At 36.2% G+C, this 26,125-nt stretch carries 32 protein-coding genes and 3 pseudogenes; 33 read left to right on the top strand and 2 right to left on the bottom strand.

Annotated features, from left to right (window positions below; genetic code table 11):
- Positions 1-322: 322 nt before the first annotated feature.
- Positions 323-493, bottom strand: a complete 171-nt coding sequence (locus tag H8700_RS04300; RefSeq protein ID WP_330606291.1) for a winged helix-turn-helix transcriptional regulator — start codon at positions 491-493, stop codon at positions 323-325.
- A 313-nt stretch (positions 494-806) separates the two neighbouring features.
- Here H8700_RS04300 and H8700_RS04295 point away from each other — a divergent pair, with 313 nt between their 5' ends.
- The 8 genes from H8700_RS04295 (at position 807) to H8700_RS12405 (ending at position 7,630) form a co-directional block, all read left to right on the top strand.
- A complete protein-coding gene (locus tag H8700_RS04295; RefSeq protein ID WP_249303633.1) occupies positions 807-1,520 on the top strand; it encodes a LytR/AlgR family response regulator transcription factor in 714 nt (237 codons plus the stop codon).
- The gene (locus tag H8700_RS04290) at positions 1,517-2,887 is read left to right on the top strand and encodes a GHKL domain-containing protein (RefSeq protein WP_249303631.1); all 1,371 of its coding nucleotides are present in this window, start codon (positions 1,517-1,519) and stop codon (positions 2,885-2,887) included. Before H8700_RS04295 ends, H8700_RS04290 begins: the two co-directional genes overlap by 4 nt.
- 200 nt (positions 2,888-3,087) lie before the next feature.
- Positions 3,088-3,864 (top strand): FlxA-like family protein, encoded by a 777-nt coding sequence (locus H8700_RS04285; protein WP_249303629.1) that lies wholly within the window; start codon positions 3,088-3,090, stop codon positions 3,862-3,864.
- A 21-nt stretch (positions 3,865-3,885) separates the two neighbouring features.
- Positions 3,886-4,641 carry a flagellar filament capping protein FliD gene (gene fliD, locus H8700_RS04280; protein ID WP_117465675.1) on the top strand — a complete coding sequence of 252 codons (756 nt, stop codon included), beginning with the start codon at positions 3,886-3,888 and terminating at the stop codon, positions 4,639-4,641.
- Between the two features lie 29 nt (positions 4,642-4,670).
- Positions 4,671-5,570 carry a hypothetical protein gene (locus H8700_RS04275; RefSeq protein WP_118375749.1) on the top strand — a complete coding sequence of 300 codons (900 nt, stop codon included), beginning with the start codon at positions 4,671-4,673 and terminating at the stop codon, positions 5,568-5,570.
- 27 nt (positions 5,571-5,597) lie between these two features.
- Complete coding sequence (locus H8700_RS04270; RefSeq protein WP_249303623.1) at positions 5,598-6,548, top strand: hypothetical protein; 951 nt, start codon at positions 5,598-5,600, stop codon at positions 6,546-6,548.
- A 37-nt stretch (positions 6,549-6,585) separates the two neighbouring features.
- The gene (locus H8700_RS04265; RefSeq protein ID WP_249303615.1) at positions 6,586-7,335 is read left to right on the top strand and encodes a DUF6033 family protein; all 750 of its coding nucleotides are present in this window, start codon (positions 6,586-6,588) and stop codon (positions 7,333-7,335) included.
- A gap of 46 nt (positions 7,336-7,381) precedes the next feature.
- The gene (locus tag H8700_RS12405) at positions 7,382-7,630 is read left to right on the top strand and encodes an HTH domain-containing protein (RefSeq protein WP_334294467.1); all 249 of its coding nucleotides are present in this window, start codon (positions 7,382-7,384) and stop codon (positions 7,628-7,630) included.
- 121 nt (positions 7,631-7,751) lie between these two features.
- Here the strand turns inward: H8700_RS12405 and H8700_RS04260 are convergent, their stop codons facing one another.
- Positions 7,752-7,991, bottom strand: a complete 240-nt coding sequence (locus tag H8700_RS04260) for a DUF6061 family protein (RefSeq protein WP_118282254.1) — start codon at positions 7,989-7,991, stop codon at positions 7,752-7,754.
- 334 nt (positions 7,992-8,325) lie between these two features.
- Here H8700_RS04260 and H8700_RS04255 point away from each other — a divergent pair, with 334 nt between their 5' ends.
- The 25 genes and pseudogenes from H8700_RS04255 (at position 8,326) to H8700_RS04135 (ending at position 26,107) form a co-directional block, all read left to right on the top strand.
- Complete coding sequence (locus H8700_RS04255) at positions 8,326-8,958, top strand: GyrI-like domain-containing protein (RefSeq protein ID WP_249303608.1); 633 nt, start codon at positions 8,326-8,328, stop codon at positions 8,956-8,958.
- Positions 8,959-9,001: 43 nt separating this feature from the next.
- Complete coding sequence (locus H8700_RS04250; RefSeq protein WP_249303592.1) at positions 9,002-9,436, top strand: NUDIX hydrolase; 435 nt, start codon at positions 9,002-9,004, stop codon at positions 9,434-9,436.
- A gap of 281 nt (positions 9,437-9,717) precedes the next feature.
- Positions 9,718-9,879, top strand: a complete 162-nt coding sequence (locus H8700_RS04245; protein ID WP_249303583.1) for a Fic family protein — start codon at positions 9,718-9,720, stop codon at positions 9,877-9,879.
- 94 nt (positions 9,880-9,973) lie between these two features.
- A complete protein-coding gene (locus H8700_RS04240) occupies positions 9,974-10,735 on the top strand; it encodes a nucleoside phosphorylase (protein ID WP_249303572.1) in 762 nt (253 codons plus the stop codon).
- A gap of 276 nt (positions 10,736-11,011) precedes the next feature.
- Complete coding sequence (locus H8700_RS04235; RefSeq protein WP_249303562.1) at positions 11,012-11,467, top strand: GNAT family N-acetyltransferase; 456 nt, start codon at positions 11,012-11,014, stop codon at positions 11,465-11,467.
- Between the two features lie 87 nt (positions 11,468-11,554).
- Complete coding sequence (locus H8700_RS04230; RefSeq protein ID WP_249303539.1) at positions 11,555-12,391, top strand: alpha/beta hydrolase fold domain-containing protein; 837 nt, start codon at positions 11,555-11,557, stop codon at positions 12,389-12,391.
- A gap of 601 nt (positions 12,392-12,992) precedes the next feature.
- Entirely contained in the window at positions 12,993-13,637 is a 645-nt protein-coding gene (locus H8700_RS04225) for an AAA family ATPase (RefSeq protein WP_249303528.1), read from the top strand.
- 246 nt (positions 13,638-13,883) lie between these two features.
- A complete protein-coding gene (locus H8700_RS04220; RefSeq protein ID WP_249303517.1) occupies positions 13,884-14,675 on the top strand; it encodes a class I SAM-dependent methyltransferase in 792 nt (263 codons plus the stop codon).
- 123 nt (positions 14,676-14,798) lie between these two features.
- Positions 14,799-14,939: pseudogene (locus H8700_RS04215) on the top strand (ketopantoate reductase family protein); the annotation flags it as partial.
- Between the two features lie 14 nt (positions 14,940-14,953).
- Positions 14,954-15,871, top strand: a complete 918-nt coding sequence (locus H8700_RS04210; protein WP_249303507.1) for a nucleoside hydrolase — start codon at positions 14,954-14,956, stop codon at positions 15,869-15,871.
- Positions 15,872-16,055: 184 nt separating this feature from the next.
- Entirely contained in the window at positions 16,056-16,571 is a 516-nt protein-coding gene (locus H8700_RS04205) for a GNAT family N-acetyltransferase (protein ID WP_249303495.1), read from the top strand.
- A 111-nt stretch (positions 16,572-16,682) separates the two neighbouring features.
- Positions 16,683-16,928: a type II toxin-antitoxin system RelB/DinJ family antitoxin gene (locus tag H8700_RS04200; protein WP_249303483.1), complete on the top strand. Its 246-nt coding sequence runs from the start codon at positions 16,683-16,685 to the stop codon at positions 16,926-16,928.
- Positions 16,925-17,083: a type II toxin-antitoxin system RelE/ParE family toxin gene (locus H8700_RS04195; RefSeq protein ID WP_249303714.1), complete on the top strand. Its 159-nt coding sequence runs from the start codon at positions 16,925-16,927 to the stop codon at positions 17,081-17,083. The genes H8700_RS04200 and H8700_RS04195 overlap by 4 nt, the downstream gene beginning before the upstream one ends.
- 422 nt (positions 17,084-17,505) lie before the next feature.
- Positions 17,506-17,784 carry a helix-turn-helix domain-containing protein gene (locus H8700_RS04190; protein ID WP_249303470.1) on the top strand — a complete coding sequence of 93 codons (279 nt, stop codon included), beginning with the start codon at positions 17,506-17,508 and terminating at the stop codon, positions 17,782-17,784.
- Positions 17,771-18,904 (top strand): type II toxin-antitoxin system HipA family toxin, encoded by a 1,134-nt coding sequence (locus H8700_RS04185; protein WP_249303463.1) that lies wholly within the window; start codon positions 17,771-17,773, stop codon positions 18,902-18,904. Before H8700_RS04190 ends, H8700_RS04185 begins: the two co-directional genes overlap by 14 nt.
- Positions 18,905-18,943: 39 nt before the next feature.
- Complete coding sequence (locus H8700_RS04180; protein ID WP_249303460.1) at positions 18,944-19,450, top strand: P-loop NTPase family protein; 507 nt, start codon at positions 18,944-18,946, stop codon at positions 19,448-19,450.
- Between the two features lie 30 nt (positions 19,451-19,480).
- Positions 19,481-20,335: a carbon-nitrogen hydrolase family protein gene (locus H8700_RS04175; RefSeq protein ID WP_249303454.1), complete on the top strand. Its 855-nt coding sequence runs from the start codon at positions 19,481-19,483 to the stop codon at positions 20,333-20,335.
- A gap of 84 nt (positions 20,336-20,419) precedes the next feature.
- Positions 20,420-20,668, top strand: coding sequence for a GNAT family N-acetyltransferase (locus tag H8700_RS04170; protein WP_022142265.1), 249 nt, complete (start codon positions 20,420-20,422; stop codon positions 20,666-20,668).
- Positions 20,669-21,101: 433 nt separating this feature from the next.
- Complete coding sequence (locus H8700_RS04165; protein ID WP_249303443.1) at positions 21,102-21,650, top strand: helix-turn-helix domain-containing protein; 549 nt, start codon at positions 21,102-21,104, stop codon at positions 21,648-21,650.
- 4 nt (positions 21,651-21,654) lie between these two features.
- Positions 21,655-22,470: a HipA domain-containing protein gene (locus H8700_RS04160; RefSeq protein ID WP_249303437.1), complete on the top strand. Its 816-nt coding sequence runs from the start codon at positions 21,655-21,657 to the stop codon at positions 22,468-22,470.
- Between the two features lie 124 nt (positions 22,471-22,594).
- Positions 22,595-23,143, top strand: a complete 549-nt coding sequence (locus H8700_RS04155; RefSeq protein WP_249303694.1) for a hypothetical protein — start codon at positions 22,595-22,597, stop codon at positions 23,141-23,143.
- 615 nt (positions 23,144-23,758) lie between these two features.
- A pseudogene (locus H8700_RS12285) lies at positions 23,759-24,279 on the top strand (PDDEXK nuclease domain-containing protein).
- 5 nt (positions 24,280-24,284) lie between these two features.
- Positions 24,285-24,911 (top strand): annotated as a pseudogene (locus H8700_RS04145) (DUF6040 family protein); the annotation flags it as partial.
- Positions 24,912-25,065: 154 nt separating this feature from the next.
- The gene (locus tag H8700_RS04140; protein ID WP_249303429.1) at positions 25,066-25,500 is read left to right on the top strand and encodes an Rrf2 family transcriptional regulator; all 435 of its coding nucleotides are present in this window, start codon (positions 25,066-25,068) and stop codon (positions 25,498-25,500) included.
- Between the two features lie 211 nt (positions 25,501-25,711).
- Entirely contained in the window at positions 25,712-26,107 is a 396-nt protein-coding gene (locus H8700_RS04135) for a pyridoxamine 5'-phosphate oxidase family protein (RefSeq protein ID WP_004844992.1), read from the top strand.
- The last annotated feature ends 18 nt before the right edge of the window (positions 26,108-26,125 follow it).

The following is a 26,125-nucleotide window of genomic DNA, read 5'->3' as shown; positions in this document are numbered from 1 at the left end:
ATGAATATACGGATAAGGAGGAAATGTGTCCCTTTATGATAAAGAACGATGTATATGTGATCTTATCCGAAATAAAGATAAGATAGAAATGCAGTTATACAGTCAGGCAATCAAAGAATATTTTAAGGGAAAGAGTAATCCTAGAAAACTTTTGAAATATTCAAAGTTGTTTAAAATTGAAGATAAAGTAAGATCCTATATGGAGGTATTAATGTGAAGACACCGGAACAGTTAAAGGGAAAGATAAGAAATGGTGGTTTACTGATATCTTCAATGTTGGGAATAAGTGAGCGAAAGGGCTGGAATGTGCGGGAGCATTTAGCTAATGATCCTCCATAAATTGTTGTCCCCATTCGCACATAGAGTCCAATAAAGGAATCAGTGTTTTGCCTAACTCGCTTAAGTTGTATTCTGTTTTGGGAGGAATTACAGGATATATTTTTTTGATGATTAAGTTATCACTTTCAAGCTCGCGTAACTGTTGGGCAAGCATTTTGTCTGTGATAGCTGGGATTCTTTTCGAAATTTCATCTTCCGTTGGGACTTGAACCAATCAATATATTGGCGCTTGGATATACGGAGGAGAAAGCAGATGCAAATAGACATGAATCCCAGCGTATACCAATGAATGAGTTTGTTTCATTCCTTTAATATTGCAGACATGATTAGAAGACAGGGCAGTGAACCAATAATGGTTTGCTGCCCTTTTCACAACAAAAAAAGGTCATTTCACAACAACTGTGGCAGATATAATCTGTTCGTCCGATATAATAAATATATTTATCAGACAAAAAGGAAGTGACAATATGCGAATTGCTATCTGTGATGATGAAGTATCTATGGTTCAGATACTGGAGGAAAAAATAAAAAAGTTATTGCCAGATGCGGTTATAGAGAAATATTTATCGGGTAATGAACTGATCGCAAGTGGCAGTAAGCCGGATATTCTTTTTCTGGATATTCAGATGCCGGGAAAGGATGGGATGGAAACGGCAAAGATGCTTCGTCAGGACAATGAGGATATGATACTCATTTTTGTGACAGCAGCAGAGGAGTATGTTTTTCAGGCATTTGATGTCGGAGCATTTCATTATCTTGTTAAGCCATTTTCCGATGAGAAATTGAAAGAGGTTGTGACAAAGGCAGTCCATAACATAAAAAGGAGTTCCAGACTTGAAAAAGACGAAAGGTATATTATGGTACAGACCGCCGGAAGTCATATAAAGATTTTTCTGCGTGATATTGTGTATGCCGAGGTGTATAATCGGAAAGTTATTATCCATACACGAAGTACGGATATTGAATACTATGGTAAATTACAGGAATTAAGTGATATGGCAGGAACAGATTTTTTCCGGACACACAGAGCCTATCTTGTGCATTTTAAATATGTAGAAAAATATGATGCAACTTGTGTAACTATGAAAAATGGAACTGCATTGATTGCAAAACAGAATTATCCGGAGTTTGTGAAGCAATATCTGAAGTATAACCAGAGGAAAGGAAATGAAGTCAGATGAGTTTAGTGGAAAGATGCTGGATGATCACATCGAAGTTTTCTGTTATTGCAATTTTGATTATTACAGGAATCTGTTTTGGTGTTTTTGTATATCCATATATGAAAAAGAAAAGGGAAGCTGCTCTGGTCAGTATTGTTTATATTGGAATTATGTCTGTGCTGTATCTGATACCGCAGCAGATTGGCAATTTTTCTGCATATATGCTGGGAGTTGTGGCTGCATTTCTTGTGATGTATGTACAGGACAGAAGAAACATTTATCAGAAAATATTTCTTGCAGTGACATTTTTTTCTATCCGTTGGCTTGCGGTTGCAATGGCAGGCAGAATGGATGATTTTATCACAAAAGCTCTGGTTTTTGGAAATACGATTGCAGGAAGACAATGGCTGCAATATGTACTTTATGCTGGAACGAGAATTCTGGATATTGTGCTTTGTATCGTTTTCCTTGCAGTTGCAATTGGTCTGATCAATAAAGCATATGTATACAAAAATGATGAAATGAGCGTCAAAGAGCTGGTAATGCTTATCATACCTTCTCTCGTGGGAGTTACAGGGTATGGCATTCTACAATATTATTTGAATATTTATGAAAAAGATACAGGAAAGAGCCTGACAGATACCTATGGATTTTATGGAGCTTTAAGCTTTGTACATTATTTTATTTCTATCATAGCAATTCTTGTTATGACTACGATGTTTCAAAACTGGAAGGTGGCACAGGAAGAACAGACAGGGCAGGAGCTGGTGTTAAATCAGGTCAGTGACATGAAAAAGCATATCGGGGAAGTGGAAAAGCTGTATCAGGATATCCGCAGCCTGCGTCATGACATGGGGAATCATATACAGATGCTGGAACATCTTGTGGCAGAAAATCATATGGATGATGCAGCAGAATATATGGAGCATTTGAAAAAGGAGTGGAATGAAATATCTCCTGAGATAAAAACGGGGAGTCCTGTCATTGATGTGATTCTGATGGAAAAGTTAAGAGAAGCAAAGGAAAAGCAGATTCGTTTTATATCAGATTTTCATTATCCGGGGGATACGAAACTAAATGCATTTGATTTAAGCGTGATCTTAAACAATGCACTGAATAATTGCATGGAAAATGTAAGTGGAGAAAATCCTTATATCAGTCTCTCTTCTTTTCGGAAAAACAGTATTTTTATGATAACCATAAAGAACAGATATGAGGGAGAGTTAAATTATAAGGACAGTGATCTGCCGGAAACAACTAAATTCGGGAAGGAGCATGGAATTGGACTGCATAATATCCGGAGGGTTGCAAGGATGTATATGGGAGATATATCTTTAGAACAGGAGAATCAGGAAGTGGTTCTAAGTATTATGTTACAGGTAGAATAAGGACAAAAAGCACTAAGTAATCTGTGAAACATCAGAATATTTAGTGTTTTTTATTTGCTTCACAACAAAAAAAGGGCGGTTCACAACATCGCTGTTTATTGTAAAGAAAGATATGCCGAAAGAATCAGTAAAGAGAAATCATGTTGTACAGATTTTTAAGGAAACGGATTTCAGAATTTAAACTCAAGGAGGACAATACGATGAGGATCAATGGATTTAGTGGGACAAATACGCAGACAGGAACAATGGGAATGACACAGGGGAATGATTCTGTAAGTAAAAATATTCAGAATCAGATTGCAAATGCACAGCAGAAATTGCAGGACTTATCATCAAATGAAGAACTGTCATTAGAGGATAAGATGAAGAAACGTCAGGAGATACAACAGGAAATTACAAATCTCAATCAACAGTTAAGACAGCACCAGATTGAACAGAGAAAGGAACAGCAGAGTAAAAAATCATCTATGGATGATATGGTGGCTGGTACAAAAAATACATCTGCAAAGAAAGGAACAGGCTTGTCACAGGCAGGTATGCGGGCAATGATTTCCGCAGATTCATCTATGAAGCGAGCAAAAGTGCAGGGTAGTATGGCAACACAGATGGAAGGAAGAGCCGGTGTGCTTGAATCTGAAATCAAACAGGATGCCGGAAAAGGAAATACTGAGAAGAAGGAAGAAGAACTGGCAGAGCTGCAGGCAAAGGCACAGTCTGCGACAGCAGCACAGATGTCTACACTTGCAGATGCAAATAAATCAGTAGAAGAAGCAGCAAAGGCAGACAACCGTACAGATGCAGCAGAAACAAAGAAGGATCAAACGCAGAAAGCAGAGAATACACAGGAAAATGCAGATACGGCAACAGATGCATCAGAGAATGCAGATGTCAAAACAGAAACAGCAGAAACAATAAAAAATCCAGCATCAGAAAGTGGACAGTCGGTAGTATATACACCGATCGATATACGTTTATAGTTCGGAAAGGAGGCTGGTGTTATGTCAGAAATCAAAAGTTTTAGTGATTATACAAGTAAATATAACAGCAATGTAGATTTTTCAGCGTTGTTTAGTGGAACGTCAGATAGTTCATCAGTAGGCAATACAAATATGCTTTCTGATTATGCTGCAATCAAAAATGGAAGCTATGGAAAACTTATGAAAGCATATTATGCAAAACAGGATGCTGAAAAATTATCGGGAAAAGGTGATACTTCACAAAAACTTACCTTGATGAAAACAAGTGCGGATTCTCTGAAAAAATCAGCAGATGCTTTGAATGACTCATCTCTTTGGGAAAAAAAGAAAATAAAAAAGAAAGATGAAAAAACGGGGGAAGAGATTGAGGTAGAGGATTATGACTGGGATAAAATTACCAAGGCAGTAAAATCTTTTGTTGAAGATTATAATGATGTAGTTAAGGAAGCCGGAGAATCTAATACAAAGGATGTATTGCGAAATGCTTCATGGATGACTGGAATGACAGACAAAAACAGTAATATGCTTGCCAAAATAGGTATTACCATAGGAAAAGGAAACAAGTTGGAATTAGATGAGGATGCTTTAAAGCAGGCAGATATCAGTTCGCTGAAAACGGTCTTTACAGGATATAATTCTTTTGTAAGCAAAATATCGCAGAAAGCAACTGGTATATCGAATGCTGCAAACCGGGCGAGTGCAACCTATACAAATAATGGTACGTACTCTAAGACGGATTCTTCTTTGACATCGAGCAAGATAGATAAAGAAGTATAGAAAGTGTGGACTAACTTAGGGAGGTTGCTATGAAAGTTCAAGGAAATAGGTATATTAATAATCCTGAGATGATAAAAAATAAGGTCGAGAAGAAAACAACTGTTCCTCAGAATATTATTTCGGAGGATGATGTGAAAATCAGTGATTCAGCAAGAAAGTTAGTTGAGACTGCTCGTAATAAGGTATCGGATTTTCATACAATGCATTTTTCATCTATTAATGGAGCAATAAGAGAGATACCAGCAGAATATAAATGTGAAAATTTATTCAAATTAGATTTGAAAGCAACTTCCATTTCTGGAGAACAAAGTGCGTTTGAAGGCTGTTCGGAAAATCAGTCAGAGGTTTTTGAAAAATGGCTGGACGAAAATGCTTCTGAATATTTGACAGAAGATGAAATGAAAGATTTAAAAGAGAAGATTAATGCAATGACAGCAGATGTAGATTCTTTGAATGCTCAGGAGGGATATAGAGGAACTTCTTATGAATCTGTATTTTTGTTAAGTGCAAGTGAAGCTGGGCTAAGGAAAGTAAATGAAATGTATGTTCCAGAGCAATTTCAAGCTGGTTTTTCAGACATGATTGACGAATATGTTCATTTTAATGATTCGGCACGTAATTCCATCATGGAGAGAATGACACCAGATTACATGGTTGTTGGAATTGGAAGCAAAACAGAATCTTATAAGTACAAGTCGGAAATAATCTCAGATGAGACAGCTTTTTATACCAATGAGAAGAATGAGATAAGTGGTATCTGCAATCAGTTTTTAAATGGTAAAACAGATCAAAAATTATTTTGTAATGAGATGAAAGACCGTTTAAATGATTACTATGGAAGCAGGTATGAATTAAGGAATCAGCCAGAAGCTGTTGAAGGCAGAGTAAATAATATGCTGGACAAATTGCAGCATATGTTTGGCGTTTAATGTTGAAAAAGGGTTTGGAGACTAGCTATGAAGACAGTAACAGATGTAAACACAGTAAACCAGCTGTTGACATATTCAAAGCAGGCAGAGGCAGGAATACACCAAAAAGCAATACAGATGTTGCTTGGAGCAGGAAATAATAAAAAACAGGACAGTTTAAGTATTTCTGATGCTGCACGAGGCTTTTCAAAGCAATCAATAGCTGCACTGATAGATAAAAATGCGAATATTTCTAACAGTGAATTGGCTTATTATTTTGCAAACTATAATAATTCAAGTGCTATTTTGGATGCAATCAATTTTGGGGAGAATGTTTCCTGTGGATATAATTCTGATTTTAAGGAGTACGGGGTTATTTCCTTTGACCTTAATGGGAGCAGACAGGTAGTACCTAATTATGCAGTACCGAAAATGAATACAAGCACCATGTCAGGCATTTGTGCTGCAAATAATTCTTTGGTATTAAGTAATAAAAGTTATTATTCATGGACAACATCAAGTGGCGGTAAATATACATGGACGGTCAACAATGGAAGGATAGGCTGGGCAGCCTCGGAATCGTTGCTTGCAGAGAATACAAATCAAAAAGGGACAAATTATAAGTGGGAAATGCGCAAAGCAAGTAATATTTTATCTGATCTGGCACAGGGAAAGAGTGTGTGGGGTTATCTCTACAGTAATGAGGAAGTACTGTCAGTCTGTGAGAAAGTCGGGATTTCTCCGGGATTCTTTTCTATAGATACGGGAGCAGGAAAACACACTTATTTATTGCAGGAATCAGGAAAGACCATAAATGTTGACGCCAAGATAAAACAGTTAAATGATATAAACTGGATAGAAATCGGGTATAAAGAAGGAGATACGTTTTCCGTTTATGGTAAAGAGTATGCTATTGACAGCAGTGGGCATATCAATGTTTCGGCAGAAGATGAATTTACATCAACGGAAATTAAATATCCAAGTCGTTCAATATATTAGAAATTATTTTAAGTTTCAATAACAGGGAGGTAGGATTATGGCAATTACAGGTATCAATAACAGCAGTTGCACATTGTATTATGCTTCAAATTACAAGAATACTGTTAAAAAAACAGATAGTGAAAAGGATAGTACAAATACAAAAGACGGCAACGTGACAACAAGTACAGTTGAATTAAAAACATCACGTCCCGGTGTGACAAAAACAGAGCAGATTAAGACGGGGTATAGCAATGTAAATGATTATTCAAAATACTTGCAAGGAAAATACCATTATATGAATACGGGAACGACTTCAATGCAAGGGGTTCCGACAACAGTATCCGTTTCAAGTGCATTTTTACAGAAGTGTATGAATGATCCGGAAAAAGCAAAGTATCTGGAGGAAAACTTAGCAGCCATTCCAGATTGTGCAAAAAGTGCGGTGAATGGATGTTTGGGCACTTTGACAAATCTGAGTTATAAGGTTGATGAAAACGGAAATATTTCGGTGGCAATATCTGGTACAAATGATCCAGATGGGAAAATAGCGAAAGAGAATGCTGAACGAAAAGCAAAAGAGAACAGAGAAAAAGAGGAAAAGGTAAAAGAAAAAAGAGCTGCTAAAAAAGCAGAGGAAGAAAAAGCTGCAAAGAAACGTGCAGAAAAATCGGCAGAAGGAAAAGAAACGGGTGATTATACCTTATCCGTAACTGGTAATGATGTAAAAAGTATGACACAGAGCCTTGTAGCAGAATCTGTGAGTATTTCTGCACCTGATAGATCAAGTTTTGATATTAAGGCATAAGAGGGTTCGGTAAAAGGAAAATATCAAATCAATGCATTAGTTGGAAGTGCTTGTTTCCTATTATGGCATATCCAAGCTAACGATAGCAAAAATGGCTGGTGTTGAGGAAAATGATATTGACAGGCTTTTAGTCAATCCACCAGAAAAGATTGAAATCGAAGTAAAGTATAAAATTGCTGTGACTGTTATGGAGGGAGTATCCCAAACAATATTAAAAAAGGTAATCTTAGTGCTGTTGAAAATAAGCCGGATGATCAAGAGTAAATGTACGTTCAGATTTTCTGGGTGCTCTTGACATACCGGCTTATTTTTGCTATTAAATAAGCAACGGCTTAACAACAGAAAACTGCTGTTAAGCCGCATCAATTATCATAGAAGATCTGAATTTACAGAAAAAATTTCACACCGTCAAAAAATCACCATAGTTCTAATGAATCTTCTGCATCTACCCACATCTGCATATTCCCGTCCAAATATAATCGTACATATTCAAGTGGTTCATCAATAGCAAGTGCGTTTAATGCACAGTCTGATCCGGGTGTAGTTTTTAAATTCTTTTCAGCTTCCCAGCAATCAATGCGGAGCATATAGCCAGCAGAGCTGTAAACATCAATACTATTGCGCTGTGGATTGTATTCTGCAAATATTGTTCTCATCGTATCTTATCTCTCCTTATCATTCAATCAATTATCAGTTACAAAAATCAGAAGCATTTCAATCAGTTCACCATGTCACTTTTATTTTGTGTTATACTGTTTTATAGATTTTTCTTGCCCTTGTATTTGCCCTTATCAGAGTTCGTAAACACTGATGGGACGATATAACACAAGGGAAACAATAAGGAAAAGCTCACCTGCGATAAATCCAGTGTTTTCAAGGGCTTGTGGAGAATTTAATAACAAAATATAACAGTTATTAAATCTCTTAAAACAGGTGAAATCTCAATTCCAGTTTGTTGAATTAAGAAAATCGAAATTTACGGAGGTAGCAATGGCTTTTGATTTTAAGAAAGAATACAAAGAATTTTATATGCCTAAAAATAAACCAGAGATTGTAATTGTTCCTAAAGCAAATTATATTGCAGTTAGAGGAAAAGGTGATCCAAATGACGAAGGTGGAGCATATCAGCAGGCAATAAGTGTGTTATATGCTGTTGCGTATACTCTGAAAATGAGTTATAAAACAGATTACAAAATCAAAGGATTTTTTGAATATGTAGTTCCACCACTTGAGGGCTTCTGGTGGCAAGAAAATACAGATGGTGTAGATTATACGGATAAGTCTACATTTAACTGGATTTCCGTTATACGATTGCCTGATTTCATAACGAAAGAAGATTTCGAATGGGCAGTTGAAACCGCGACAAATAAGAAAAAGTTGGATTGTTCATCGGCAGAGTTTATGACTATTGAGGAAGGTGTGTGTGTTCAGATTATGCATTTAGGAGCATTTGATGATGAACCTGCGACTGTTGCGCTTATGGATGCGTATTTAGAACAGAATGGATATGTTAATGATATGAATGCAGAAAGATTACACCATGAAATATATCTGTCTGATGCGAGAAAGGTTACTCCAGAGAAATGGAAAACGGTTATTAGACATCCTATAAAGAAATTGTAAATTTCCTTGTTGTTGAGACTTATTTGAATTTATGGAGGAGAAAATGCCGGAAGTTAATTTTTATGATGAGGTAGATGACAGTTTATTAAAATTTGCTGTAATTATTTCTAAGGCTGATGGAAAATGGGTGTTTTGTAAACATAAAGAAAGAGATACTTATGAAATACCGGGCGGGCATAGAGAAGAAGGAGAATTGATCCTAGACACTGCAAAGCGCGAACTAAGAGAAGAAACGGGAGCAATTGATTTTAATATTAAGCCTATTTGCGTATATTCTGTCAAAGGGAAGACTAGAGTAAATAAAAATGAAAACGATGAATCCTACGGAATGTTATATGTTGCGGATATTTTTTTGTTTGAAGAAATTCACAGTGAAATAGAAAAAATTATTTTTACAGATGAGTTAGTGGATGATTGGACCTATCCATTGATTCAGCCCAAATTGATAGAAGAGGCACAGAAAAGAGGTTTTTTATAAAATTCTGTTTTGTAACTGAGATGAGAGTTTGGTAAATCGTTGTTTGGCGATTTGGGAAATCCCGATAAACAAATTTTAGGGAACAGAAACTTTGAATTCGTGGGGCGATAATTAATGGAAAAAATAAAACTAAAATTGTATGAATGGATAATATTCTTCCTATTACTAATTTTCTTGATTGGTTATATGGGTTTATTTTAAATCGCATCCACGGAGGACGTGTTTGCTATATCAGAACGCCTTATTAAGCAGAATATGGAAGCTTATGAGGTACTTGCCAAATGATAAGATTAAGCAAAGGGCAGGTCATTTTACTTCATAAAAGGCTGATTGAGACTACTGGCGGTAGTAATGGTATTCGTGATGATGGGATGCTTGATTCAGCCTCTGGTAAAATAGGAGCAGAGGATATATTGCAATGGATTATCAGTCAACAAAAATAATGTATAAGATTATTATATATATGTAATGCTCAACGGACAAATATATGATACAATAAGCATTAATATAAATATTTGCTGGCTTGGAGGTTAAAAAATGATAACAGATACATTTGATAATTTATCGGAAGAAATAATTAAGGTTAATCGTAACGATAATGCGGTTAAGGTAGATGCCTGTATTCTTACATTTTCTCATGTGATTTTAAAATATGTTTTAGAAAATTTTGAGTGTAAAAAAATTGGCGATATATTTTCATCTAATGGAGTGAATCCTGTTTATGGATTTGAGTATAAGAATAGGTATTTTGCTGTATATATGTCTTATGTTGGAGCACCGGCATGTGTGGCAGATATAGAAGATACTATGTCGATTATTAACACAGATAAATATGTTGTTTTTGGCGGTTCGGGATGCTTGAATAAAGAGATTGCACGTGGAAAGGTTATGGTGCCTACTGAGGCTTACCGTGATGAAGGAACTTCATATCATTATGCACCTGCTTCAGATTATATTAAAATCCAAAATGCAGATGTAGTAGCGAAGTTTATGGAAACAGTTGGTTTGCCTTATGTGAAAGGAAAAACATGGACAACAGATGCAGTACATAGAGAAACGAGAGCGAATTTTGAAAAACGTAAAGCCGATGGCTGCATTTCTGTCGAAATGGAATGCAGCGCTGTTCAAGCTGTATGTGATTATAGAAAACTTAATGCCTACTTCTTTTTTACTTGTGGTGATTTGTTAGATGCACCTAAATGGGATGAACGGATGAAGAAAGATCAAGTCAAGCATACACAGCATGACGCAGGACACTTTGATATTGCTCTTGAACTGGCTTACTATATTGCGGAATAGAAATATTGGAAACTTTTAAATTAACATAGAGAATATAACCACAAGAATAAAATTTGATTTTTATAGTCTCAAGTTCAAAAGACAACTAACAGAATATTTATGTTTTACAGGAGGGTGCTTTTTGAAAGAGGCATCCTTTTTTTGGCTTAAAAGAGGAAGAATTGGCATTTATGATTCGGCTATGATGAAGAAAATGTAATCAGAAAGAAATGGGTGAGTTGTTAGAATATGGTATTGATGGTAGAATGACAAAAGTAATGCAAATAGGAGGTGTAAATGGGGATGAAAATAAAAAAAGCTAAAATCAAAGATTTAGATGTCGTAATTAAAATGAAAATGGAAATGTTTATAGAAGTAGGTTCAATATCTTTATTACAGGATAATGCTGAAAAAAAGATATACGAGAAATATAAAGAACTATATCAGGATGGGAAAGGTTGTCATTATTTAATATATGAAAATGATACCGTTATTGCGTGCGGAGGTGCTGTGATCAAAGAAGATGTTCCATTTTGCTTTTTTAAAACTCCAATGTATGGCTATATAATTGATGTATATTGTGTACCGGAAAAGAGGAGAAGTGGTTATGCTTCAAAGATAATGGAGGAGCTGATTAAATGGTTGCAAAATAAGGGGGTACACAATATAAAACTAAAGCCATCATCAGCAGGACGACATTTATATGAAAAATTTGGATTTGGTGATTCAGGAGAAATGGAAACTTGGTTATAATATTTGGGGTTAATAAATAGTAAAAGAGAGTATGCAGTGAATTAAAAATTGAAATAGCAGTATAGTGAAAGTATATAGGAGAACATAATGAAGAAAGAAATAGCAGTTAAATTTGATGATTTGGAATGGCTGTATTCCCCAAATTGGGAATATTTTGATTATGGAAATTGTAAACGCCATTTGCAAGTTATTATGCCATATAGTAAAAAAGGACTTGAAAAGAAATATCCAGTTATTTTTTATATTACTGGTGCAGCATGGCACAAACAAGAAATGTATAATGATATTCCAAAACTCGTAGAGTTAGCGAAAAAGGGGGCTGCAATTGTATCAATTGAGGTTCGTGAGTCTGATATTGCAATTTTTCCAGCGCAGATAGAGGATATTAAAAATGCGATGGAGTGCGTTGTAGAAAAAATAACAAAATTTAACCTTCCGTTTGATATAAAAGAAGCTTACCTTATGGGACATTCTTCAGGGGGGCATTTAGCTATGATGGCAGTGTTACATAACGCTTGTGGAATGATTGAAATGCCGAATGTAAAAGGAGTTATTTTAGAGAGTGCATCCTCTGATATTTTGATTTGTTCCAATGAGCCATTACCACCTTGGATGTCTGTTCGCCCCTCAACAGTTCTTTTGGGAATTGATAGTATTGAGGGAAATGAAGAAATTGCATATAAAGCATCATGTACATCTTTAATTAGTGAGGATATAGTATTGCCACCTGTATTGATGTTTCATTGTATAAACGATCCCGTTGTTTCTGTTGAAAATAGCAGAACTTTATATGAAAAATTGGAAGAGAAAAATCACAGCGTGGAGTATTATGAGATAAAGGATTGGGACGAACATGGAGGAAATATATATTTTTCTGAAACTGTTCTAACTATTATTCAAGATTTCATAAAAAAGACTAAGTAACAGCTTGACTTACACATGTAATCCTCAATGGACAAAATTTTCTTGATCCCATTGAGGATTATTGTCTTACAAAGCTGAACTATAATGAATCCCATTGAGGAATCAAACTTCACATCTTTGATGCAAGGTTGCACAGAGATGTGGTTCTGGTGTAAACAGCAATGCTTACATTGCTGTAGGAAAACAGAGATGCAATGGAAAATGTACGAATGAATATATCTTTTGACGGGGTGAACAGAAGCAGTGGTAAGTGATTACTTGTGATGTGGTTGTTTCTGGTGAGGGATTGCATCTATTTATAGGGGGGATTTTGAAGGTGCATTGAGGAAAGCAATCTGTGTTATACCAGATGATGTATAATAAGAGAGCGGAAAGAACAAGATATAGTATCCGAATATTAGTTTCCTCAGTGGATAGGTGAAAAACAAGTGATTGTGGGAAAGATGAATGTGTGATAGAATATGTACAAATCGGAAGTTGGAGGTAAAATGAATATGATGATGTTCTTAAAATTAAGAAATATCTGAGTTCATAGAACTATGTTAAATAGTTTTATGTATAGGCAGAACCCGAAAAACTATTTAATAAAGGAGATTGTGCAATGATATTTCAAGATAATGCAATCAAAGAGTACTTAAAAAATGTTTATTTTATAACGGGAACACCTTGTGGAGGAAAGACAACCGTTTCACGTGCATTGGCGGAAAAGTATGGATTTGAACTATTTGATGTTGATGAGAGATTCGACGAGCACAAAAAAATGTCGAACCCATTATTTCAGCCTGCGATGAATACGTATTTTAACAGTGCAGATGAATTTTTTGGAAGAACGGTTGAAGAATATAAGAATTGGCTGTTGAATAATACTCGTGAACAGTTAGAGTTTGTTCTTCTTGATTTGATTCGTTTATCAGAAAATAAGAAAGTTTTGTGCGATTGTCATCTTACAGTTGCTCAGGCACTCGCTTTTTCTGAACCAGCGAGAGTTGTTTTTCTCATAAAAGACCCATCTAATCTTGTTGATGAATATGGTAATCGACCAGATCATCAGGGATTTTTTCAGTACTTAAATTCAGCGACTGATATAGAAAAAGCCAAACAAACTGTGAATATTACCTTATATGAACTCAATGTAAATCGCATAGAGGAGATTAAAAGCAGTTCTTTCTTTTGGATAGAGAGAACTGTGGATAGTACAGTTGAGAGTACATTAACTTGTGTCGAAAAACATTTAGGTTTAATATAGTTGAAGAAAGACATTCGATTATAGCACATTTTGTTTAATGAATTAGTGCCACAAATTGAGAAGTATTCTTGATTTGTGGCATCTTAATAAGGCAGAATAAAGGAATAAAAAGAATCTTAATTCTGTTAAACGCTATTGACAACTTCCAGTTTTACGGAAACCATCTATTTGATCCATCGAGTGATTGAGTATGATAAAACCAAAATGTTACAGAAAAGTTAGGTTTTACATGGGAGACGAAACGTTATGGAAATAATCAATAAAAACATTGATCATGGAAGAGCATTTGACTGGGGGAAAACCTCTGAAGACTATGCAAAGTACCGTGATATTTATCCAAAAGAATTTTATGCAAAATTAGCGGAATTATCGTTAGGAATTAAGGACCAAAATGCACTGGATCTGGGAACAGGGACGGGTGTGCTTCCAAGAAATATGTATTCCTACGGAGCAAAATGGACAGGGGCAGATATTTCGGAGAATCAGATTTTATATGCAGAGAAACTTAGCAAAAATGCGGGGATGAACATTGATTATATTATTGCATCGGCAGAGGATGTTGATTTTCTAGATAAAACATTTGATGTGATTACAGCGTGTCAATGTTTTATGTATTTTGATAAATCGGTTGTTTTGCCTAAACTTCATCATATGTTAAAGGATTATGGTCATTTTTCAATTTTATTTATGGCATGGCTACCAGAAGAGAGTGAGATTGCCAAAACAAGCGAAAATCTTGTTTTGAAATATAATCCTGCATGGACTGGTGGAAGAATGACAAGATATGAATTGCAAGAGCCACCTTGGTGCGAAAGTATGTTTAAGGCTGCAAATATGCTAACATATGATTTGCCAGTACATTTTACAAGAGAAGCATGGCATGGAAGGATGAAAGCTTGTCGAGGAATTGGAGCGAGTGGGCTGAAGGAAAGTGAGATTCAGAAATGGGAGCAGGAACATTGGAAATATATGCAATCACTGCCGGAAGAATTTGATATATTGCATTATGTTTCTATTTTGGATTTGGAAAAAATATAAAAGGTTGTGCAAAAATAAAAATTTGATTGTATGCAACAGCGAAAAAATTAAAAAAAGATTTGGATGTAATAATTGTGTTGATTCCTTTGTAGAGGGAAATCCATTTCCAATTTATTGAAAGAAATGATGCGCATGGGAGAAGAGCTTGGAATCCCAACTCCTTATAATGAATACACCTATCATATGATCAAAGCGTTGGCGGAGAAAAACGACGGACTTTTGGATTATCAGGGAGAACGGGATAAAACAACATGGGCAAAATGATAAAGGAGTAGGAAATGTCATCAGGTAAAATTACACTGGAACAGAGAAAAGCTTCCCTGCATTATCATGTGCAGGAATACCGTAAAAGACGAGTGATCATTGATACGGATGCCGCCTGTGAGGCGGATGATCCTTTTGCAATCGCACAGGCATTGATGAGTAAAATGCTTGAGGTCAAGGGAATATGTGCGGAACATTTTGTGGCAGAGGGAAGCATGGAACAGAGCTATGAGATGATCTGTCGTGTAACAGAGGCAATGGGGGCAGATGTGCCGGTGCTTCGGGGACAGACCGGCAAAATGTCAGAGCATCAGGGGGAACCCATGACAGAGGCGGCGCAGTTTATCATCGAGGAGACCATGAAGGAGGACGACAAGCCGTTGTTTGTTTTATGTATTGGGGCAGTTACAAATGTGGCGGAAGCCATCCGGGCAAAGTCCGAAATTGTGGATAGAATGACAGTAGTATGCATTGGAGGCAATCCCATTGGTTGTGAGAAGCCGGGATGGGAATTTAATTTTGGAAATGATGTGGAGGCGGCCAATACAGTGCTTCACTGTGGAGGAGATATATGGCTGATTCCCAACAATGTTTACGGAACCATGCATATTGGTTTTGGAGAAATACAACGACGGATCGCTCCTTATGGCGAGATCGGCAGATTATTGTACAAAAATCTTATATCATTTTATGAAACAGAAAACGCCTCGTGGTCGGCGGGAGAGAGCTGGTCGCTTGGAGACTCCCCGGCGGTAGGAGTGACCCTGGAACCAAATTGCGGCAGCTTTATGTACTGCAAAGCACCGGAGGTACAGGAGGATACCTCTTATCGCTATCCGGAGAACAGTCCGCAGATCAGAGTATACACATCGATCAATTCACGCTTTATTATTGAGGATTTTATCAGCAAGCTTCAAATATTGTACGGATAAAATATAGAAAACTTATACACAGGATTTTCTTGACAATACAGGTCTATTATTGTAAATCAAACACAAGGTTTACGATTATAAACTTGCAACATAAAAAGGAAAGACTTTCATATGTTTCTATGCGGGATTACAAAGCGTTATGCGTTATAAGTCAGCGAAAGCTTGAATTATGGAGGGTAAATAGATGATTTCCATTGACACGAAAAGATTACATCTGCGCAATGTATCGCAAAATGATGTACATGCAATGTTTGATTACAGAAATAACGAAATATGTGCCAAATATCAGAGAGGCCAGGCAAAAGACTTTGAAGAAATTCTAAATCTAATTGAACGTAGAAAAAATGATGAAATATCAATCGATTCGCCTTGTATGATTGCAGTAGCCCTAAAAGAAACAAACGAAATGATTGGTGAAATAATTGTTAAACCAAAGGATAAGACAATTTCCTTAGGATATACTTTTTCTTATAAATATCATCGACAAGGATATGCTTTTGAGGCTCTGACCGTTTTGCATGAGTATCTTCATAAGATGGCTCCGGAGTGGGAGTTTATTAGTTTTACAGAATGCCAGAATATAGCTAGTATCGAATTGCTTAAGAAATTAGGGTATAAGGATCTCGGCTATGTCCCAAGCATGGATTCTCAGGCATTCGGCAAGTGGACAACATTGGTTACAGAGGAGAAATTTGTCTGATAAAATAAATACTTGCTTGGGGTGGCTCATTAAAGAAGAATGATACTACTAATCTCACCATCTCGTTTTGCAACTCACCTATTATATTGAAATATTCGTGCTAGTATTCGCATGGATAGTAATTTAAAGGCTGCTGCTGAGAAATTATATGAAGAACTTGGTATGAACCTAAGTACTGCTTTTAATATTTTTGTCAGACAATCTTTGCGTGAAAGAGGAATTCCTTTCAAAATTACAGAAGGAACTCCAAATAAAGAAACCGTCTCTGCTATGTTGGAGGCAGAAAGGATTGCAAAGAATCCTAATGCTAAAGGTTATCATGACGTGGATGAACTCTTTGCAGATCTTGATAAATGACAAAGTATGAGATTAAAAATACAACCCAGTTTAAGAAAGATTATAAACTTGCTAAGCGTCGAGGATTGGATATTTCATTACTCAAAAGTATTGTAACAAAACTTGTAAATGGACTTGCTCGTACAGGTACGCATAGTGACTTGTTTAATTTATAATTAGGTTATTGCAAAATAAACTTAGTAATCTTCAGAGAACAAAATTTTCAAAATTCCGCTGAGGATTAGTATACTACAAAGCTGAACTATAACGAATACCATTGAAAAATCAAGTTCAAAAGACAATTAACAGAATCTTTATGTTTATTGGAGGGTGCTTTTTGAAAGAGGCATCCTTTTTTCTGGCTTACAAGAGGAAGAAGTGAGCTGTATGATTGCGCTTATGATTGTTGGCGTGGCGATTACAAAAATTATTATATCAATGGATATACCATTCGTGTTAACATTATAAATACAACATTTTTATTGTTATTTAAAAAGAAAAATGGTAAACTAATAATAGTTAAAATATTATCTAAAATGGTATAAATTAAGCCGCTTTGGATAATATATTATCTATAAATGAAAGTGGTGAAAAATGAATGGAACAACTGATATGGGAAACAGCGGAAGAACTGGACCGGAAGCTGGCACAAAGGATAAGAAATATCCGAAAACGACGTTCTATTTCCCAAGAGAAGCTATCATCTATGAGTGGTGTAAGTTATGGTTCTATCAAAAGATTTGAAGCGACCGGACAGATATCACTGATATCCCTGACAAAGATTGCGATGGCCTTGGACATTGCAGATGAACTTAGGAGTATTTTTACGCAGGTGCCATATAAGAATATTCAGGAGGTTATCAATGAAAACAAATAGTGCATTGCAGGTTCTTTATGATGGGAGGCTCGTTGGAACGCTGGCTATGACCGCAAATCATAAAGCGGCATTTCAATATAGCGAAGAGTGGTTGGAACATGGATTCTCGATCAGTCCATTTTCACTTCCGCTAAAAAATCAGGTTTTTGTTCCAAACAAAGACTATTTTGATGGACTTTTTGGTGTGTTTACAGACAGTTTACCGGATAACTGGGGAAGCTTGTTGTTGAACCGGCTGTTGCGTGCAAATGGACAAAATCCGGATAAGCTTACGGTCCTGGACCGGCTGGCTATCGTTGGAACATCAGGAATGGGGGCACTTACCTATTATCCGGAAAAGGAAATTCAGGAGAAACAAGGACACAGTAATCTGGATGAACTTGCGGAGCAATGCCAGAAATTGTTGAATACAGAATATTCCGATAAGCTGGATGAATTATACCGTTTGGGAGGTACCAGCGGTGGAGCCAGACCCAAAATTATGACAACCATTGATGGGGAAGAGTGGATTATTAAATTTCCAGCCCATGTAGATGGAAGAAATGCCGGAAAGATGGAATATGATTATTCCTGTTGTGCTAAACAATGCGGTATTACCATGAGTGAAACCAGATTATTTCCGTCAGACAAATGTGAGGGGTATTTTGGAACGAAACGATTTGACAGAATAATAGATAATGGCGCTCAAAAACGAATTCATATGTTGACTGCTGCCGCCCTTCTGGAATTGGATTTTGAACAGCCAAGTCTTGATTACCACAGTTTGATGAAGTTGACGAAGATTTTAACCAGGGATTACTTAGAAGATGTGAACAATATGTTTCGACGGATGTGCTTTAATGTTTTTGCCCATAACCGTGATGATCATTCTAAAAATTTCACATATCTATACCATGAAGCAGAGAATCGTTGGCGGTTGAGTCCGGCATACGATCTCACTTACAGCAATACTTATTACGGAGAACATACGACTACTGTTGATGGAAATGGGCGGAATCCGGGAGAAAAAGAGATTCTGGCAGTTGGTGTTGCCGCCGGGATGGAGAGAACGGAATGTAAAAGGATTATGAACCAGATTAAGGATTGCGTGAACCGGATGCTGGGGAGGTATCTTTTGTAGAGAAAACAGAGTATAAATCGGGATTTAGGGGGATTTAGTATGAAAATAGACATTATCGGTTCGGTTGCAAGTGGAAAAACAACACTTGCAAACAGAATTTCAAGGAAATATGGTATTCCGTATTATGAAAAAGACAATATTGTCTGGAAAAGAACTTTGAACGGAGATGTTAAAAGAAATCCGGAGGAACGAGACAAATATTTTTATGATATAATAAATGAAAATAATTGGATTGTAGAAGGATCTCCAAGAAAAATTCTGAAAGAGAGCTTTGGATGCTGTGATTATATTATTGTATTAGACGAATACACAATTATAAGAATGATAAGAGTATTTAAACGATGGATTAACCAAAGAAGTGGAAGAGAGTCTTATAATTCAAAACCAACATGGAATTTTTTATGGTGTAATATTAAATGGGTTTTGGAATTTAACCAAATGAAAAGAGGATTATTGCAGGAATTGAGCATTTTTGGTGAGAAGGTAAAAATATTTAAACATTCAAAAGAAGCCTATGAATTTGTTATGAAAAATAGCCCTCAGTGAGTTGGTTTCTACAATGATATGGAGGAATATATGAAACTTACAATTGCATTATTACAGCTTCTTCCAACAGGAAGTCTGAAAGGGAATATGGAAAAGGGAATCAAGGCTTGTTTTCAGGCAAAAGAAAAGGGGGCAGATATTGCAATTTTTCCAGAAATGTGGAGCTGCGGATACGTCTTTCCACATGAAGAGGCAAGCCTACGGGAATGTGCTATTCCTAGGTATGGCTCTTTTGTGAAAAGGTTTGCAGAACTTGCTGCAGAGTTGGATATGGCTATAGCTATCACTTTTTTGGAGCAACATGAGCCGAAACCGAGAAATACAGTTTGCCTTTTCGACAGACATGGCAAAATACAGTATTGTTATTCAAAAGTCCATATTTGTAATTTTGGGGAAGAAGATGATGAAAGTGTTCTGGATGCAGGAGATGATTTCTTTGTGACAGAATTGGATACGAAAGAAGGAGTTATAAAAGTCGGATCAATGATTTGCTATGACCGGGAATTTCCGGAAAGTGCTCGAGTTATGATGTTGAAAGGAGCGGAGCTACTTCTAGTTCCAAATGCCTGCCCAATGGAACTGAACCGTCTCGCACAACTCAGGGGAAGAGCATATGAAAATATGTTAGCTATAGCCACATGCAATTATCCGGCCCCTCATCCGGATTGCAATGGACATTCTACCCTGTTCGATGGTGTCGTATATCTTCCAGAGCTTCCTGACTCGCGAGATACATGTGTATTTGAAGCTGACGAGGGAGAGGGTGTATACGTGGCTGAATTGGATGTAGATATGTTGCGAGAGTATCGTCATCGTGAGGTATGGGGGTGCAAAAATCGACGCCCAGAAGTGTATGGTATAATATCAGAGAGGAATCATATATAAAAGGGTTCAAATTCTGGTTTTGAGAACTGGATAGTTTGGGAGTTGGTGAAGTCAGTGAAAGCTTGAATTATAGAGGACAAATAGATGATTTCCATTGACACGAAAAGACTACATCTGCGCAATGTATCGCAAAATGATGCACATGTAATATTTGATTACAGAAATAACGAAATATGTGCCAGATATCAGAGAGGGCAGGCAAAAGACTTTGAAAAAAATTTAAATTTAATTGAACGTAGAAAAATGATGAAATTAGGGTATAAGGATCTCGGCTATGTTTCAAGCATGGATTCTCAGGCATTTGGCAAGTGGACAACATCGGTTATTCAATAAGAATATTGTAAGTATATTGATATGAAACACAGTTTATATTGCATATTGGAATTGTCATACATGTTTTCTGTAAGTTTAGAAAACCATTATTTTAATTGTTTTTAAAAAAGAAATGCAATTAAAATAATGGTTTTTATTTGCGTATATTAGATTTTGTGATATAATAACTCCAAAATCCAAGCATTACATGCTTGACGCACTTCGCGCTTGAAGATTTTGTCGTTCATGAATTCTGCACAAGAAAGTAAACTCTCTTGTGTTGCGAATTCATGATATAATAACTCCAAAATCCAAGCATTACATGCTTGACGCACTTCGCGCTTGAAGATTTTGTCGTTCATGAATTCTGCACAAGAAAGTAAACTCTCTTGTGTTGCGAATTCATGATTTAATAAAGAAAAAGTCGGTAATCATAAAACTGGAAGGTGAGTTTATGAAAGAAAGATTATTTGTAACGCCGGAATACACAACTGCAAGGGAAATTAAACAGATTCGAAAAGAATTACATTTGACGCAGAAAGAGTTTGCAGAATTTATCAATTGTTCAAAGCCGACCATAGAACGCTGGGAGAGAAGTAAAGAAGTGATTCGTGGACCAATTGTTCCATTTCTGAAAATGCTACAAAAATATCCGGAATATGAGCAGGAAGTGAAGGTGCCGGAAAAAGTGTGGCCGCTTAGAATATGGTATATGTATGAGCAGGACGTATGCACTTTGATTGATGTGAATGAGCAGGAACGAAAAGTGAAAATAAGGAATTATACGGATAAGATTATGTTCCGTGCTTTCGGTACTATAGACGATCCGGATTATAATGATTATTTGGAGTTTCTGGAGTCAAGATGTTTTCCGGAAAGCAGAGATAAGATGAAATTGATATTGAAGGATCTGGGACTGCCATTTTATGATCCAATCATGATTATAGAGAAGACGGCAGGACGAATGGCGGAAGATGATTTTTGGATTCGCATAGAGAGGTAGATGCATGATAGAATTATTCGAGCAGAATATCAGGACAAATGACCGACAGTCTTCAAAGGGAAACCAGCTAAAATGGGAGAATGAAGGAATATGGTATAAAGCAGACTATACAGGTTATGAAGGACTGGCAGAGTATATGATTTCCCATCTTTTGAAAAAGTCAACTCTGACTGAAAATGAGTTTGTATGCTATAATCTGGAAAAAATAAAATACGGCACGGTAATTTATAATGGCGTGAAGAGTAAAAATTTTCTAAGTGAAGACTGGCAGATTATTACGCTGGAGCGGTTGTTCAGGAATTTTTTCGGAGAAAGTCTATACAAATCTTTGTATAGAATACCGAAACATAAAGAACGCTTACAGTTTTTAGTGCAACAGGTAGAACGCATGACAGGACTTCGGAATTTTGGTAGTTATATAAATAAGTTGCTGACGATTGATGCGTTTTTTCTGAATGAAGATCGTCACACACACAATATTGCAGTTCTGATGAATGGAAAAGGGGACTACGCGTATTGTCCGATTTTTGATAATGGTGCGGGATTGCTGTCGGATACAACTATGGATTATCCTTTGTCGGGAGATGTTTATGCACTTATGGATAGTGTTCAGTCAAAAACAATATGTGGTGAATTTGATGAACAATTGGATATTTCTGAAGCATTATATAAAACGAATTTAAAATTTCAGTTTACAAAAAAAGATGTAACAGAATTGCTTGCTGATGCGGAAAACTATTCGGACGAAATCCGAAACCGTGTAGAAATGATTATATTTGCACAGATGCGAAAATATACTTATTTATTTTCGACAATGTAAAGAAAAAAAGTGATAGAAATCAGAATTGACCGAGCTCTTTAGAGCGAGGGATGCTTCTTGTCCGAAGGGCAAGAAGATGGAAATTGAAGTAAACTTAACAAATCGGAATTTGGAGGTAAAAAGCATGATGAAGCTCGATAATTTTATTAATATGATGACAGGACACTTTAATAACAAAGAGCAGTTTGATAATATGCAGAGAGAAGGGAAAACATATCCTTATGCAGAACACATTAATACAATCTGTAATGAGAAAATTTTGAACCTTCCTAAAGATTTTAATGGTAAATTTGTTGTTGAAGAAAGCTACTATGAGACAAATGGGAAACGCCATGCTTCACCGCATCTTTTCCTTATTACAGAGGAAGAAGATGGAATTGTGTTGTATTCTTATGAAATACCAGAAGGAGAAGATAAAAGTACGTTTTCATATGATTCTATGAAAAACGCTGACTACACTGAATTGAAAAAATCTGAAAAATTCACTCCGGCACTCTATCATGAAAAAGATGGAATCTGGGAAGGAGGCAGTACAAGCCAGTTTTCACCAGTAATGACATTTAAGCTTTGGGAAAAGTTTTCTGATAGTTGTCTGGAGGTATCTGAAAGCATGGAAGTTAATGGAAAGAAAACTTTTGGATATGACGAACCAATTATTTATAAGCGAGTATAACTCAAGAATGGAATATGGCAATCAATTACAGTTTGTATGTATGATAAATCTAAACAGTATTTTAGCAACATATCTTGAGTGGGGGCAGAAAGTGCCTCCACTTTCACTATTTATGGGCGAAAAGCGCCACCGGGATTCAAAAATGGTTCCATTTTGCACCTCCGTTTTTTGAAATCTGGAATCTAAACAAGATTACATGAAATTAGAACATAAAAAGTGGGGGCAAAAAGTGCCACTACATATAATAAACAAAGGGTTCAAGGGAAAAATCCCTTGCTAGAACAGCATTTCGATGGAGACATCTCTAATGCGTATATAGCAGTCGATGGAGACTGCTATATAAGAAGGAATATTGTTTGAGCAGGAAAAGAAAGAGCAAAATATGGTCAGGCTTTAATTGAGCATTAGCGGATGAACTCACAAAAGAATATGGAAAAAGTTTTTCAAAAAGAAATCTGCAATATTTTCGTTAATTCTATCTTGCTTTTCCAGATGAACAGATTGTGGTATATGAATGAAGCAGCACAGGAAAGTTGGAGCTCAAGAACTTTAGATAGAAATATCAGCATACAGTATTATTACAGATTAATGTAGTCGCCAAAGAAAGAAGAAGTCATGAATGAAATGCTTCAGAAAACATCGGAAACTCAAAAAAATAAATTTGAGCTTTTGAAAAGTCCGATTGTTGCTGAGTTTCTAGGATTCAAAAATGAAGATTCCTATATAGAAAGTGATTTGGAGTCTGCTATTTTAACACATATCAGAGACTTTCTTATGGAGATGGGAAAGGGATTTGCCTTTGTTTCCAGACAGCAGCATATCGTTACTGAGACAGAAGACTATTTTATTGATCTTGTTTTTTATAATATTGAACTGAAATGTTATGTGCTTATTGATTTAAAATGGGGAAGATTACACATCAGGATGTGGGACAGATTGATATGTATGTTAGGATGTATGATGAATTGAAATGTAAAGAGGGAGATAATCCTACATTGGGAATATTACTTTGTGCTGAAACTGATGAGGATATAGCAAGATATTCCGTACTACATGATAACGACAGACTTTTTATGTCAAGAACGAAAAAGCAGAACAGGCAAAACGCTATGCACAGACGCATCAAAAGACTGTAGAGGTAGCTGTTGAGAAAAAAGTGCCTTATGAGAAATGCGAAAAATGTGACCGTACTGTTTACCAAAAAGCAAAAGAGAAATGCGATAACCGCAAAAGTCAGTTGGAAAAGAAATATAAAAATATGACAACTGGTTATGAAAGTATCCTGTTCCTACTGGCATGGTACAGCTTAACAACAACACTGTTTACTGCTATTCTTTCGCCAGTTTTCCTTAACGATTGTATCACCTTTTTCGGTGTGTTAGGAAAAGGAATGGGAAGATTGTTTCGGGAGTTTGTCATAGGGGCAGATTCTTTCGGACAGTTAAGTGGCGGAATACCTAACCGTATCCTTTCCGGGCTTATGTACTGGCTGATCGCAGTTATTGTTATGGGAATTTTATTCATAATAACTGGATTACTGATAGTTGGGATTGGTTATCAGGTGGGAAAAATCTACCGGAAATATTGCTGGGATATCCTTAGTATCATAGTGGCGATAACGAGTACAGCTATTGTAATTTACTTTGGAGAATGGATAAAATCAATCATTTCGATGAACCTTATTCTACTGTTACTTCTTGTGCACGTGGTCTATATCGGAATCCGATGTTATGTGAAAGACTGGCGGGAGGAACGAGGATATTACTAAAACAAAAAGAAAACAGGAAGATTTTGTAAAGTATCTTCCTGTTTTTTCTAAAGCAGACTATTGATTGTATTTATATTAAGTTTTCAACAACAATGTAACCATTGAAATTACATCTGTTTTTTGATATGATTACTGTCAAAGAGAGGTGTTTATAATGCAGATTTCAAGCAGATTTACAATGGCAATCCATATGTTTGCCTGTATAGATACATTTTCGGATCAGAAGATGACTAGTGATTTTATGGCAGCAAGCATTGGAACTAATCCGGTGATTGTTCGTAAAATATTGCAACAATTAAAGGCTGCTGGTCTTATTGAAGTTGCAAGAGGTACAGGCGGTGTGACAATTACCAGACCATTGGAGCAGATTACATTCCTTGATGTGTATAAAGCAGTGGAATGTGCACCAGAAGAAGAACTGTTTCATTTTCATGAGAATCCCAATCAGAAATGTCCGGTAGGAAAGAATATTCACCATGTTCTTGATAAGAGACTGTTAGAAGTACAGAGGGCCATGGAGGAAAAACTTTCAGAAATGACACTTGCTGATGTGAAAAAAGATATTGCAGTGTATACAGAGGAAGAGTAGTCTACAGAAGGCTTCGGATGCGTGATTATATTATCACAATTTCCGGAGCCTTTTCGTTTTTCATAATCAATGTAAAATCTTCAAAAGGAGTTGTAACAAAAAAAGTTACAAAAAGTTTGATGTAACTATTGACATTACATTAAACTGGTGATATTGTATAGCTGCAAGATGTAACAATCGTTGTTACAATATATCAAGGAGGTAATTTAAAATGCAGAAAGTAGTAGAATTTTTACAGAAAAACCCGGTTCAGTATTTAGCAACCGTCGGAAGAGATGGAAAGGCAAAATGCCGTCCATTCATGTTCTGTTTTGAGCAGGACGGAAAGCTTTGGTTCTGTACTAACAACACAAAGGATGTTTACAAGGATATGTTAGCAAATCCTGAAGTAGAAGTATCAGTATCTTCCCCTGAATACGCATGGATTCGCCTTCATGGCAAAGCAGTATTTGAGGACAACAAGAGTGTAAAGGAAGGATGCATGAACAATCCTATCGTTAAGGGACAGTACCAGACAGCAGATAATCCTATTTTTGAGGTGTTCTATCTTGAAAATCCGCATGGTTTAATCGCAGATTTCTCTGGAAATCCACCTTATGAATTTTAAAGATAATTAACAGAAAAA

Origin of the sequence: Jutongia hominis (assembly GCF_014384965.1) — a bacterium.
GTDB classification, from domain to species: domain Bacteria; phylum Bacillota; class Clostridia; order Lachnospirales; family Lachnospiraceae; genus Butyribacter; species Butyribacter hominis.
The sequence above is the reverse complement of the archived record's forward strand: the minus strand, read 5'-3'. Positions and strand labels throughout refer to the sequence as shown.

Excerpts from the sequence above, each read along its gene's own strand:
- H8700_RS04300 (WP_330606291.1), bottom strand. The coding sequence starts at position 493 with ATGCTTGCCCAACAGTTACGCGAGCTTGAAAGTGATAACTTAATCATC.
- H8700_RS04295 (WP_249303633.1), top strand. The coding sequence starts at position 807 with ATGCGAATTGCTATCTGTGATGATGAAGTATCTATGGTTCAGATACTG.
- H8700_RS04290 (WP_249303631.1), top strand. The coding sequence starts at position 1,517 with ATGAGTTTAGTGGAAAGATGCTGGATGATCACATCGAAGTTTTCTGTT.
- H8700_RS04285 (WP_249303629.1), top strand. The coding sequence starts at position 3,088 with ATGAGGATCAATGGATTTAGTGGGACAAATACGCAGACAGGAACAATG.
- fliD (WP_117465675.1), top strand. The coding sequence starts at position 3,886 with ATGTCAGAAATCAAAAGTTTTAGTGATTATACAAGTAAATATAACAGC.
- H8700_RS04275 (WP_118375749.1), top strand. The coding sequence starts at position 4,671 with ATGAAAGTTCAAGGAAATAGGTATATTAATAATCCTGAGATGATAAAA.
- H8700_RS04270 (WP_249303623.1), top strand. The coding sequence starts at position 5,598 with ATGAAGACAGTAACAGATGTAAACACAGTAAACCAGCTGTTGACATAT.
- H8700_RS04265 (WP_249303615.1), top strand. The coding sequence starts at position 6,586 with ATGGCAATTACAGGTATCAATAACAGCAGTTGCACATTGTATTATGCT.
- H8700_RS04260 (WP_118282254.1), bottom strand. The coding sequence starts at position 7,991 with ATGAGAACAATATTTGCAGAATACAATCCACAGCGCAATAGTATTGAT.
- H8700_RS04255 (WP_249303608.1), top strand. The coding sequence starts at position 8,326 with ATGGCTTTTGATTTTAAGAAAGAATACAAAGAATTTTATATGCCTAAA.
- H8700_RS04250 (WP_249303592.1), top strand. The coding sequence starts at position 9,002 with ATGCCGGAAGTTAATTTTTATGATGAGGTAGATGACAGTTTATTAAAA.
- H8700_RS04245 (WP_249303583.1), top strand. The coding sequence starts at position 9,718 with ATGATAAGATTAAGCAAAGGGCAGGTCATTTTACTTCATAAAAGGCTG.
- H8700_RS04240 (WP_249303572.1), top strand. The coding sequence starts at position 9,974 with ATGATAACAGATACATTTGATAATTTATCGGAAGAAATAATTAAGGTT.
- H8700_RS04235 (WP_249303562.1), top strand. The coding sequence starts at position 11,012 with ATGGGGATGAAAATAAAAAAAGCTAAAATCAAAGATTTAGATGTCGTA.
- H8700_RS04230 (WP_249303539.1), top strand. The coding sequence starts at position 11,555 with ATGAAGAAAGAAATAGCAGTTAAATTTGATGATTTGGAATGGCTGTAT.
- H8700_RS04225 (WP_249303528.1), top strand. The coding sequence starts at position 12,993 with ATGATATTTCAAGATAATGCAATCAAAGAGTACTTAAAAAATGTTTAT.
- H8700_RS04220 (WP_249303517.1), top strand. The coding sequence starts at position 13,884 with ATGGAAATAATCAATAAAAACATTGATCATGGAAGAGCATTTGACTGG.
- H8700_RS04210 (WP_249303507.1), top strand. The coding sequence starts at position 14,954 with ATGTCATCAGGTAAAATTACACTGGAACAGAGAAAAGCTTCCCTGCAT.
- H8700_RS04205 (WP_249303495.1), top strand. The coding sequence starts at position 16,056 with ATGATTTCCATTGACACGAAAAGATTACATCTGCGCAATGTATCGCAA.
- H8700_RS04200 (WP_249303483.1), top strand. The coding sequence starts at position 16,683 with ATGGATAGTAATTTAAAGGCTGCTGCTGAGAAATTATATGAAGAACTT.
- H8700_RS04195 (WP_249303714.1), top strand. The coding sequence starts at position 16,925 with ATGACAAAGTATGAGATTAAAAATACAACCCAGTTTAAGAAAGATTAT.
- H8700_RS04190 (WP_249303470.1), top strand. The coding sequence starts at position 17,506 with ATGGAACAACTGATATGGGAAACAGCGGAAGAACTGGACCGGAAGCTG.
- H8700_RS04185 (WP_249303463.1), top strand. The coding sequence starts at position 17,771 with ATGAAAACAAATAGTGCATTGCAGGTTCTTTATGATGGGAGGCTCGTT.
- H8700_RS04180 (WP_249303460.1), top strand. The coding sequence starts at position 18,944 with ATGAAAATAGACATTATCGGTTCGGTTGCAAGTGGAAAAACAACACTT.
- H8700_RS04175 (WP_249303454.1), top strand. The coding sequence starts at position 19,481 with ATGAAACTTACAATTGCATTATTACAGCTTCTTCCAACAGGAAGTCTG.
- H8700_RS04170 (WP_022142265.1), top strand. The coding sequence starts at position 20,420 with ATGATTTCCATTGACACGAAAAGACTACATCTGCGCAATGTATCGCAA.
- H8700_RS04165 (WP_249303443.1), top strand. The coding sequence starts at position 21,102 with ATGAAAGAAAGATTATTTGTAACGCCGGAATACACAACTGCAAGGGAA.
- H8700_RS04160 (WP_249303437.1), top strand. The coding sequence starts at position 21,655 with ATGATAGAATTATTCGAGCAGAATATCAGGACAAATGACCGACAGTCT.
- H8700_RS04155 (WP_249303694.1), top strand. The coding sequence starts at position 22,595 with ATGATGAAGCTCGATAATTTTATTAATATGATGACAGGACACTTTAAT.
- H8700_RS04140 (WP_249303429.1), top strand. The coding sequence starts at position 25,066 with ATGCAGATTTCAAGCAGATTTACAATGGCAATCCATATGTTTGCCTGT.
- H8700_RS04135 (WP_004844992.1), top strand. The coding sequence starts at position 25,712 with ATGCAGAAAGTAGTAGAATTTTTACAGAAAAACCCGGTTCAGTATTTA.